Consider the following 10,105-nt stretch of genomic DNA (forward strand, 5'->3'; position numbering starts at 1 on the left):
GGGGAGCCGGACGGCCCCCCGCCAGTGATGGACAGGTCCTTAGTTGGACTGTGCCTTGCGCACGGCGACGATGGTTTCGTAGGCCTCATGCGTGATCGGCTTGAAGCCTGCGGTCTCGCCAGCGGCGATGTTGTAGGCGCACTGCGCATCCTTGTCGTGCATGCCGCCGACCAGCGCGATCATCTTGTCCTTGACGTCCTGCGGCAGCGCCTTGCGCAGCGTGACCGGACCTTCCGGGATCGGCTTGGACTTCCAGATCTCGACGATGTCGTTCATGTCGACCACGCCGGAATCGACGGCCTTGCGCAGCGCGCCCGAATTGTAGCCGTCTTCCCAGTTGCCCTGGCCGTCGGCCCAGGTCACGCCGGCGTCGACTTCGCCGTTGGCGACGGCGACGATGGTCTGCTCATGGCCGCCGGTGAACTTCACTTCGCCGAAATAGGCGCCGTTTTCCATGGTGGCGCCGGTTTCCAGCGGGATTTCGATCGAGGGGATCAGGTAGCCCGAGGTCGAGTTCGGATCGCCGAAGGCGAAGACCTTGCCCTTCATGTCGGCCAGCGACTTGATGTTCCTGTCCTTGCGGGCGAAACCGATCGAGTGATAGCTGAACGAGCCATCGAGATTGGTCTTGACCAGAACCGGCTCCACGGCTTCCGGGTCGGTCAGATAGGCCTTGGCATAGGCCGAGGCGCCCAGCCACGCCATGTCGATCGAGCCGCCGAGCATGCCCTGGATCACGCCGTCATAATCGGCCGGGGTGAACAGCTTGACCGGCACGCCGAGCGCTTCCTCGGCATAGGCGCGCAGGCACTCGTTCGAGGTCAGGCGGTCCTGGGCGTTCTCGCCGCCGAGGATGCCGATGCGGAATTCGGTGATGGCGTCCTGCGCGAAGGCGCTGGTGGACAGAAGCGCGACCGTGGCGGCGGCGAGGATGGTCTTCATCATAGTCTGGTCTCCGTGGATGGGTTGACAGTGGGGTAGATGGTTCACGCCCCGGGGCCGGAACCGCCGGCTGATCCGAGGCCGTGGGTTCAGATCGATTCCAGCGCGACGCCGGAAGCGGTGACTTTCGCCTTGATGTCGGCGGGACGACCGCGAACATTCAGGCTGGTGGAGGTCATGGATTCGGAGATCTCCTCGCCGTCGGCGCCGGCGCCGTAGATCGCCCGCACCGCTTCGGTGGTCAGCTCCTCCGGCCTGCCGTCGAAGACGACCTTGCCGGCCGCCATGCCGACGATGCGCTCACAATAGCTGCGCGCCGTGTCGAGCGTGTGAAGGTTGGTCACCACCGTGATGCCCTCCTGCTCGTTGATGTCTTTGAGCGCATCCATGACGATCTGGGCGTTGAGCGGGTCGAGCGAGGCGATCGGCTCGTCGGCGAGGATGAGCTTCGGTGACTGCATCAGCGCCCGCGCGATCGCCACGCGCTGCTGCTGCCCGCCCGACAGCGCCTCGGCGCGCTTGGTAGCGTTTTCGGCGACGCCGAGCCGCTCGAGGATCGAGATCGCCCTGAGGATGTCCTCGCGCGGAAACAAGTTGAACATGGTCGAAAACGTCGAGCGCAGGTTCAGGGTGCCGTGCAGCACGTTGGAGACCACGTCGAGCCGCGGGACCAGGTTGAACTGCTGGAAGATCATGGCGCAATCGCGCTGCCAGTTGCGCAACTCGCGGCCGGTGAGCGTCGAGACCGGCCGACCCGAATGGGAGATCACGCCGCCGCTCACCCCGGTGAGCCGGTTGATCATGCGCAGAAGCGTCGACTTGCCGGCGCCCGACCGGCCGATGATGCCCACCATCTGGCCTTCGGGAATGGTCAACGAGACCGCGTCCACGGCGATGTTGGCGCCGAAGCGGCGGGTCACGTCGGTCAATTCGAGCATGAAGCAATCCCTTGGGTCAGGTTGGATTTCTGACTTTCTCGAAATGGACTAGCCCAGCCGCATGAAGCCGCGATGTCGGTTTGATGTCAGTTTTGTTACGATCCACAAGCCCGGCGCCCTCCCGGTCGAAACCTGCGGGTTTCCGGGATTTCAACCCTTGCATTCCGGTCTCCGGCATGGCCCAATGGCGGCGTCTGGTGCCCGCCAACCGCGGGAGAATCGGGAATCCGGTGAGACTCCGGAACGTGCCCAACGCTGTGGAGGGGATGGCTTGCGCAACACGCCACTGGGACAGTCCCGGGAAGGCGCGCAGGCCAGGTGAACCGAAGTCAGAAGACCGGCCAGATGTCATAGCCTTGCCGCACATGGACGGTGCTGCGGGGCATTCACGGATTGTTGGGGATCAAACAATGCCGAAGACATCTGCTCTGGCCGCCGCCGGGCCGTTCACGGACGACGAACGCGCCGCCGTCTACAAGGCCATTCACACCCGCCGCGACGTGCGCGACCAGTTCCTGCCCGATCCGCTGCCCGACGACGTCGTCCGGCGGCTGCTCGAGGCCGCCCATCACGCGCCGTCGGTGGGCTTCATGCAGCCCTGGAACTTCATCGCCATCCGCGACCGGGCCGTGCGCGAAAGGGTCGCCCGGGCCTTCGGCCGCGCCAACGCCGAAGCCGCCGCGCTGTTCCCCGAGGAGCGGCAGTCCGACTACAAATCCCTCAAGCTCGAGGGCATCCGCAAGGCGCCGCTCAACATCTGCGTGACCTGCGACCGCGACCGCGGCGGCAAGGTCGTGCTGGGCCGCACCCACAATCAGAGCATGGACCTCTACAGCACGGTGTGCGCGGTGCAGAACCTGTGGCTTGCGGCACGCGCCGAGGGCATCGGCATGGGCTGGGTCAGCATCTTCCACGACGCCGATCTCAGGCAGATCCTCGGCATTCCCGACCGGATCGAGATCGTCGCCTATCTGTGCCTGGGCTATGTCGACGAGCTCTACGAGCGTCCGGAGCTGGAGGTGAAGGGCTGGAGCCGCCGGCTGCCGCTCGACGCGCTGATCTTCGAGGACAAATGGCAGGGCGGCGCCTGACCGCTTCAGAGCGCGCGGCAGACGCTTTGGCGCCTGCCGCGCCTCACGTCATTTGGCGGCCATGGCCTTGATGTCGGCGGCGCTCGGCGTATTGCCGCCGATGCCCCACTGGCCGCTGCGGATCTCCTTGACGCGCACCCAGGTCACGCCGCGCATGGCCTCGCCCTCGACCTCGACCATGGCGTTGGTGACCTTCTCGATCATCTGCGCCTTCTGGGCCGTGTCGAACACGCCCTCGATCACTTCGATGTCCACCAATGGCATTGTCATCTCTCCTGTTGTTGACCCGGACAGACTGCCGGGACAGGCGGGACCCGCGCCAGTTCAGGAACTGTAGCAAGCCGCTACAGTTTCTGTACTGGACCGGGTGGCGGCTCCGTGAGACCTTGAATGCGGAGGTGCCCATGGCAGAGTCCGCCTACCCCCTGTTTTGCCCGGTCGCCATGGCGGCCGAGATGCTGGAGCCGCGCTGGACCATGCTGGTCCTGTGCGAATTGTGGTCGGGCTCGACCCGCTTCAGCCAGATCCAGCGCGGCGTGCCCGGCATGTCGCCGGGCCTGCTCTCCAAGCGGCTGCGCGACCTCGAAGCCAAGGGCCTGGTGGCCAGGATCGGCGGCAGGGGCAAGGAGTATTCGGAATATGTCACCACGCCGCTCGCCGACGAGCTGGAACCGGTCGTCCGCCAGCTCGGCGAATGGGCCCACCGCAACATCAACAGCGAAGTCTCGCTCGAGCATCTCAACGCAAGGCTGCTGATGTGGAACATCCGCCGCAAGATCAACCGGCTGGAACTGCCGCGCCACAACTGCGTGATCCAGTTCACGCTCACCGACCCGCCCCACGATCCGGTCAATTACTGGCTGGTCTTCAAGGCCGGGATCGAACCCGACCTGTGCTATTCCGACCAGGGCTTCAGCGTCGATCTCTTCATCGTCGGCACGCTGCGGGCGCTGACCTCAGCCTGGATGGGCCATACAAGCTTCGACCGCGAGATCGCCGACGGCAACATCACCCTTGTCGGCCACGAGATCATGGCGCGAAGCCTGACCAGATGGCTCGTGACCAGCAGCTACGCCGCCGTCCGCCGGCCGGACAGGACAACCGGTTCAGGAGCGATCGCCGCGGAATAACGCATGCCTGGGCGCCACGTCGACCGACCTGATAGGAGGCGTCAGCCGCCGTATTTCTCGATGAAGGCCTCGACCGGCAGCGCGCGGAAATCGCCAAGCGCCGCATGCACCCTGTCATGCTCCCAGTCCCACCAGGCGAGCGCATCGAGCCGGCCGGCGATGTCGTCGGAGAACCGCTGCCGGATCGTCCGCGCGGGCACGCCCACGGCGATGGCGAAATCCGCCACATCCTTCGTCACCACGGCATTCGAGCCGATGATCGCGCCATTGCCGATCGTCACGCCCGGCATCACCACCGCGCCATGGCCGATCCAGGTGTCGTGGCCGATGGTGATCCCCTGGCCCGCGCGCCAGTCGAAGAAACTCTGGTCGTCGTTCTCGCCGTCGAAATACCAGGCGGAGCGGTAGCTGAAATGGTGCAGCGACGTCCGCTCCATCGGGTGCATGCTGGCATAGATGCGCACATGGGCGGCGATGTTGGCGAACTTGCCGATGCTCGCATAGGCGATCTGGGTGTTCTCGACGCAGTAGGAATAGTCCCCCAGCGTCGAATGCGCGATCGAGCAGCCGGCGCCCACTTCGGTGTAGCGGCCGAGCGTTGAGTCGGTGACGTTGGCCGTGGCATGAACCAGCGGCGTTTCCGAAAGCCTTGTCATGCCGCGGCCTTTCCGGCGGCAAAGGCCGAGACGTCGATGACATGATCGGCGACCGCGTTGCGCACGTCAGTATCGTGGAAGATGCCGAGCAGCGCCGCGCCTTCGGCCTTCTTGCTCGCGATCAGGCCGATCACCACTTCCCGGTTGGCCGCGTCCAGCGACGCCGTGGGCTCGTCCAGTAGCAGGATCGGATGGTCGGTGATGAAGCCGCGGGCGATGTTGACCCGCTGCTGCTCGCCGCCCGAGAAGGTCGCCGGCGGCAGCGACCAGAGCTTTTCCGGCAGGTTGAGTTCGGTAAACAGACCCCGCGCCTGCTCGCGCGCGGCCTCCCGCTCGACGCCGCGGATCAGAAGCGGCTCGGCGGCGACATCGAGCGCGGAGACCCGCGGCACCGCGCGCAAGAACTGGCTGACATAGCCGATCGTGTCGCGCCTGATCTCCAGCACCAGGCGCGGGCTGGCGCTGGCGACGTCGACATGGCGGCCGTGATGCCTGACCAGGATCTGGCCGCCGTCGCAGCCGTAATTGCCGTAGAGCATCTTCAGGATCGAGCTCTTGCCAACGCCCGAGGGACCGCCGAGCACGGCGCAGGCCCCGCCCTTGAGCGAGAAGGAGACATTGGCCACGACCGGCAGCTCGACGCCGCCGCGCATGTGCATGACGAAGGTTTTTTTCACTTCCGAAGCGACGAGCAGCGTGTTCATCAATCAGACCTGCAGGATGGAGGAAACGAGAAGCTGGGTGTAGGGCGCGCGCGGATCGTCGAGCACCCTGTCGGTCAGCCCGGCCTCGATCACCCTGCCCTCCTTCATCACGATCATCCGGTCCGACAACAGCCGCGCGACCGCGAGATCGTGGGTGACGACGATCACGGCGAGGCCGAGATCCGAGACGAGCCCGCGCAACAGGTCGAGAAGCCGCGCCTGCACCGAGACGTCGAGCCCGCCGGTCGGTTCGTCCATGAACACGAGCCTGGGCTCGGTCACCAGGTTGCGGGCGATCTGCAGCCGCTGCCGCATGCCGCCGGAAAACGTGCGCGGCTGGTCGTCGACCCGGTCCTCTTCGATCTCGACGCGCGCCAGCCATTCGATCGCGGCGCCGCGGATATTGCCGTAGTGCCGGTTGCCCACCGCCATCAGCCGCTCGCCGACATTGGCGCCGGCCGACACGGTCATGCGCAGCCCGTCGATCGGGTTCTGGTGCACGAAACCCCAGTCGGTGCGCATCAGGTAGCGCCGCTCGGCCTCCGACATCTTGTAGATGTCGGCGCTCGCGCCGTCGCGCATGCGGTAATGCACCGTGCCGCAGGTGGGCGTGAGACGCGAGGAGATGCAGTTCAAAAGCGTGGTCTTGCCGGAGCCGGATTCGCCGACGATCGCCAGCACCTCTCCGGGCCACAGGTCGAAGCTCACATCGGCGCAGCCGATGCGCTTGCCATAGACCCGGGTCAGCTTTTCGACGGTGAGCAGCGGCTTTTCCGGCGCGGGGATCCCCGCCTTGGCGAGCGCTTCCAATGTATCGGATGTGGTCATATCGCCGGCTCCTTGTCCCCGACAGGTGTCGTCCCGAACACGGGCTCATCGCCGAGCAGCGCGCCGCGGTGGCCCTCGGCCCGGCGGCTTTCGCAGTGGTGGGTGTCGGAACAGACGAACATGCGCCCGCCCTTGTCATCGAGCACCACCTCGTCCAGATAGACCTGCTCGGCGCCGCACAGCGCGCAGGGCTCCTCGAAATGCTGGATCTCGAACGGGTGATCCTCGAAATCCAGGCTGACCACGTCCGTGTGCGGCGGGATGGCATAGATCCGCTTCTCGCGGCCCGCGCCGAACAGCTGCAGCGCTTCCGACTGGTGCATTTTCGGATTGTCGAATTTCGGCGTCGGCGACGGGTCCATCACGTAGCGCCCCTCGACCTTGACCGGATAGGCGTAGGTCGTGGCGATGCGGCCGTTGCGGGCGATGTCCTCGTAGAGCTTGACATGCATGAGGCCGTATTCCTCCAGCGCATGCATCTTGCGGGTCTCGGTCTCGCGCGGCTCGAGAAAGCGCAAGGGTTCGGGGATCGGCACCTGGTAGACCAGCACCTGGCCGGCCTTGAGCGGCGTCTCCGGAATCCGGTGGCGGGTCTGGATGATGGTCGCGTCCGGCGTCGCCGTGGTCGTCGCCACCCCCGCGGTCTTGGCGAAGAAGGCGCGGATCGACACCGCGTTGGTGGTGTCGTCGGCGCCCTGGTCGATCACCTTGAGCACGTCGTCGGGGCCGATGATCGCCGCCGTCACCTGCACCCCGCCGGTGCCCCAGCCATAGGGCATCGGCATTTCGCGGGAGGCGAACGGCACCTGGTAGCCGGGAATGGCAATCCCCTTGAGGATCGCCCGGCGGATCATCCGCTTGGTCTGCTCATCGAGATAGGCGAAATTGTAGCTCGCCAGGGCCTGCTGGGGAGCGTCTGTAGCCTGCGCGGTCATTCTGCGGCCTCCTTGGCGTCATCGCTCGCCGCATCGTCGTCGCGCGCGGCCGCCTTGGCGAAATACTCGGCGCGCATGCGCCGCACCAGGTCGAGCTCGGCCTGGAAGTCGACGTAATGCGGCAGCTTGAGATGCTCGACGAAGCCGGTCGACTGCACGTTGTCGCAGTGCGACAGCACGAATTCCTCGTCCTGCGCCGGCGCTGTGATGTCCTCGCCGAGTTCTGACGCCCTCAGTGCCCGGTCGCACAGCGACATCGCCATCGCCTTGCGCTCGGCCTGGCCGAACACGAGGCCATAGCCGCGGGTAAACTGCGGCGGCGCCTTGGAGGATCCCTTGAACTGGTTGACCATCTGGCATTCGGTGAGCTTGACCCTTCCGATCACCACGGCAAAGCCCAATTCGGGGATCATCACCTCGACATCGACCTCGCCGATGCGGATCTCGCCGGCGAAGGGATGGCTGCGCGCATAGCCCCGCTGGGTCGAATAGGCGAGCGCCAGTAAAAACCCCTCGTCGCCGCGCGCCAGCGTCTGCAGCCGCGCGTCGCGCTCCATCGGAAACTCCATCGGCGTGCGGGTGATGTCGGCCACCGGGCGCGAGACATCGGTGGCCGGATCGTCCTCGATCAGCCCCTCGTCGCCGAGGATGTCGGAGACGCGGATCACCTTCTCGCCCGTGTCCGCGGCCGTCTCGGGCGCGTCCAGGGGCGCGTCGCCGGCGAGCGCCGGATCGAGCAGGCGGTGGGTGTAGTCGAAGGTGGGACCCAGCAACTGCCCGCCCGGCAGATCCTTGTAGACCGCCGAGATCCGCCGCTCGACCAGCATGGCGCCGGTGTCGACCGGCTCGGAATGGCCGAAACGCGGCAGCGTGGTGCGGTAGGCCCTGAGCAGGAAAACAGCCTCGATCAGGTCGCCGCGCGCCTGCTTGATGGCAAGTGCTGCGAGTTCGGGATCGTAGAGCGAGCCCTCGCCCATCACCCGGTCGACGGCGAGCGACAATTGCCCGGCGATCTGCGCCAGCGTCAGCCCCGGCACATCCGCTTCGCCACGGCGGCGGGAGGCAAGCAGGCGGTGGGCATTGGCGATGGCGGCTTCGCCGCCCTTGACTGCGACATACATGTCTATGCCTCCGATCGGGTCAGGCGGGTGCTGCGCGGCAGCGCGGCCACGGCGCCGGGAGCGGCGAGAATGAGGTCGATCCCGCGCGGAAACGCCTGGCGATTGGCCATCCACTGCGCGGCGAAATGCTGCGGCAGCGGATCGGGCGCGAGCGATGCGCGACCGTTGATGCCGGGACCCTCGAGCATCAGGGCCACGCCCTCGGTCAGCGTCGCCACCTGCAGGATCACGCTGGTCGAGCGGTCGGGGAATTCCTGGGTGCCCAGCGCAAATCCGTTGAGCGCCGAGAGCTTTTCGGGCGCGGCGACGACGGCGAAGGCCGCCTCCGACTGATGCGCGGTGATCGGCGCGCCGGTGTGGAACACGATCCAGTCGCGGACCGCGACGGTTTTCGTCAGCGCCGGATCGAGCCAGACCGGCGTGTCGGCATCGGCGAGCGTGGCGATCAGCGCCGCGGCCGAGGCGGTCAACGGCGCGGGCGGCGCGGTGACATCCGGCAGGACATGGATCGAGCCGGGCCGCGCCATGGCGTCCATCAGCGCGCGGAACCCGGTCTGCGACGCGCCGACCGGGTCCACGAACCCGCCCTCATAGATCGTCGTGGAAGCAGGGGTGTGCGCCATCAGTCTTCCCCCCGCACCATGGTGAAGAAATTGACCCGCGTCGCGGCCGTCTCTTCCCGCAGTTTCGCATCCGCTTCGGCCAGCCCTTTCTCGAGCGGCGCGACGATGGTTCGCTCGATCGTCTCCGCATGCTCCGCGTCCTGGGCGAGCGCGTCGATGACGGCCACCAGTTGCGCCTTGCGCGCATCGCGGCCGGAAATCATCGCGTGTCCCACCGCACCCGAGCCGATGCGGACAGTCACCCGCGTGGCGGAAACCTCGCCCACATGGAACGGCTGGCCACCACCGCCGATGCGGCCCTGCAGGGCCACCAGGCCGGATTCGGGTCCGCGCAGCAGCTCGACCGAAGGATCGAGCCCGGTCTCTTTCCAGCGTGCCAGAAGGTCCTTGGCGGGCGCTTTCGCCAGCACCGACAGCCGCCGCTGCCGCCCGGCCACATCCCTTGCGGCGGCTTGGGTCGCCGCCTCGTCCCGCTGATGTCCCGCACCTGTCATCAAGATCTCCATATTCGTCTATTAGTCTAGACAACCATATCAATTACGATACACTTAAACCTCGCGTATGACGAGCCTGTGACATCAGGAAGGGAAAACCCGCGTGGAGACGCTTGAAAGACGCACCGGAGTGGCGCTCTGGCGGCAGGTGGCCGACCAGATCCGCCAGTCCGTCCTCGCCGGCCTGAGCCCGAACGAGCGGCTGCCGCCGGAGACCGAGCTCGCCGCCCGCTTCGGCGTCAACCGCCATACGGTGCGCGCGGCCATCGCCGCGCTCGAGAAGGAGGGCATCCTGCGCGCCGAACAGGGCCGCGGCACCTTTCTCAACGACCGCAAGCGGTTGAGCTACCCGATCGGCCGGCGCACCCGCTTCTCCTCGGGCCTTGAGAGCCAGGCGCAGACCCGCTCCGGCAGGCTCCTGTCGAGCCAGACCGTCCCTGCACCGCCGCGGGTGAGCCTGGCGCTCGGCCTGCCGCCCTCGGCTCCGGTGGTGGAACTCGCCACCGTCTCGGCCGCCGACGGCGTTCCGATCTCGGCCGCGACCTCCTGGTTCGACGCCGTCCGCTTCGGCGAGATCGCGGAGATCTACCGCGACACCGGATCGATCACCGCGTCGCTCACCCGGCTCGGCGTCGACGACTAC

The 10,105-nt window shown here is 66.7% G+C and carries 13 protein-coding genes and 1 riboswitch; of the genes, 3 read left to right on the forward strand and 10 right to left on the reverse strand.

Annotation, left to right across the window (positions count from 1 at the left end):
* Positions 1-39 precede the first annotated feature (39 nt).
* On the reverse strand, positions 40-945 hold the full coding sequence (gene phnD / locus LL06_RS19780; RefSeq protein WP_035530817.1) for a phosphonate ABC transporter substrate-binding protein: 906 nt from the start codon (positions 943-945) through the stop codon (positions 40-42).
* Between the two features lie 86 nt (positions 946-1,031).
* Positions 1,032-1,880 carry a phosphonate ABC transporter ATP-binding protein gene (gene phnC / locus LL06_RS19785; protein ID WP_035530820.1) on the reverse strand — a complete coding sequence of 283 codons (849 nt, stop codon included), beginning with the start codon at positions 1,878-1,880 and terminating at the stop codon, positions 1,032-1,034.
* Positions 1,881-2,058: 178 nt separating this feature from the next.
* A riboswitch (cobalamin riboswitch) is annotated at positions 2,059-2,241 on the forward strand.
* Positions 2,242-2,290: 49 nt separating this feature from the next.
* On the opposite strand from phnC, the gene bluB reads away from it, so the two are divergent.
* A complete protein-coding gene (gene bluB, locus LL06_RS19790; RefSeq protein WP_035530822.1) occupies positions 2,291-2,971 on the forward strand; it encodes a 5,6-dimethylbenzimidazole synthase in 681 nt (226 codons plus the stop codon).
* 48 nt (positions 2,972-3,019) lie between these two features.
* Here bluB and LL06_RS19795 read toward each other — a convergent pair whose 3' ends face one another.
* On the reverse strand, positions 3,020-3,235 hold the full coding sequence (locus LL06_RS19795; RefSeq protein WP_035530824.1) for a tautomerase family protein: 216 nt from the start codon (positions 3,233-3,235) through the stop codon (positions 3,020-3,022).
* A 140-nt stretch (positions 3,236-3,375) separates the two neighbouring features.
* On the opposite strand from LL06_RS19795, the gene LL06_RS19800 reads away from it, so the two are divergent.
* Complete coding sequence (locus tag LL06_RS19800; protein ID WP_035530825.1) at positions 3,376-4,101, forward strand: helix-turn-helix domain-containing protein; 726 nt, start codon at positions 3,376-3,378, stop codon at positions 4,099-4,101.
* A gap of 41 nt (positions 4,102-4,142) precedes the next feature.
* On the opposite strand, the gene LL06_RS19805 is transcribed toward LL06_RS19800, so the two are convergent.
* The 7 genes from LL06_RS19805 to phnG are packed head-to-tail and all read right to left on the reverse strand — an operon-like array spanning position 4,143 to position 9,462.
* Entirely contained in the window at positions 4,143-4,757 is a 615-nt protein-coding gene (locus LL06_RS19805) for a DapH/DapD/GlmU-related protein (RefSeq protein WP_035530828.1), read from the reverse strand.
* On the reverse strand, positions 4,754-5,461 hold the full coding sequence (gene phnL, locus LL06_RS19810) for a phosphonate C-P lyase system protein PhnL (protein WP_035530830.1): 708 nt from the start codon (positions 5,459-5,461) through the stop codon (positions 4,754-4,756). The genes LL06_RS19805 and phnL overlap by 4 nt, the downstream gene beginning before the upstream one ends.
* A 3-nt stretch (positions 5,462-5,464) precedes the next feature.
* Positions 5,465-6,289 carry a phosphonate C-P lyase system protein PhnK gene (gene phnK / locus LL06_RS19815; RefSeq protein ID WP_052161751.1) on the reverse strand — a complete coding sequence of 275 codons (825 nt, stop codon included), beginning with the start codon at positions 6,287-6,289 and terminating at the stop codon, positions 5,465-5,467.
* A complete protein-coding gene (locus tag LL06_RS19820) occupies positions 6,286-7,224 on the reverse strand; it encodes an alpha-D-ribose 1-methylphosphonate 5-phosphate C-P-lyase PhnJ (RefSeq protein ID WP_052161752.1) in 939 nt (312 codons plus the stop codon). The genes phnK and LL06_RS19820 overlap by 4 nt, the downstream gene beginning before the upstream one ends.
* A complete protein-coding gene (locus tag LL06_RS19825; protein ID WP_035530832.1) occupies positions 7,221-8,345 on the reverse strand; it encodes a carbon-phosphorus lyase complex subunit PhnI in 1,125 nt (374 codons plus the stop codon). The genes LL06_RS19820 and LL06_RS19825 overlap by 4 nt, the downstream gene beginning before the upstream one ends.
* 2 nt (positions 8,346-8,347) lie before the next feature.
* Complete coding sequence (gene phnH, locus LL06_RS19830; protein ID WP_035530834.1) at positions 8,348-8,968, reverse strand: phosphonate C-P lyase system protein PhnH; 621 nt, start codon at positions 8,966-8,968, stop codon at positions 8,348-8,350.
* Complete coding sequence (phnG, locus tag LL06_RS19835; protein ID WP_081964092.1) at positions 8,968-9,462, reverse strand: phosphonate C-P lyase system protein PhnG; 495 nt, start codon at positions 9,460-9,462, stop codon at positions 8,968-8,970. Before phnG ends, phnH begins: the two co-directional genes overlap by 1 nt.
* Before the next feature lie 103 nt (positions 9,463-9,565).
* Between phnG and phnF the strand changes: the two genes are divergently transcribed.
* Positions 9,566-10,105 (forward strand): phosphonate metabolism transcriptional regulator PhnF (phnF, locus tag LL06_RS19840; RefSeq protein ID WP_035530843.1); only part of this gene is annotated, 540 nt, incomplete at its 3' end.

Source organism: Hoeflea sp. BAL378 (genome assembly GCF_000759435.1).
Lineage (GTDB): Bacteria > Pseudomonadota > Alphaproteobacteria > Rhizobiales > Rhizobiaceae > Hoeflea.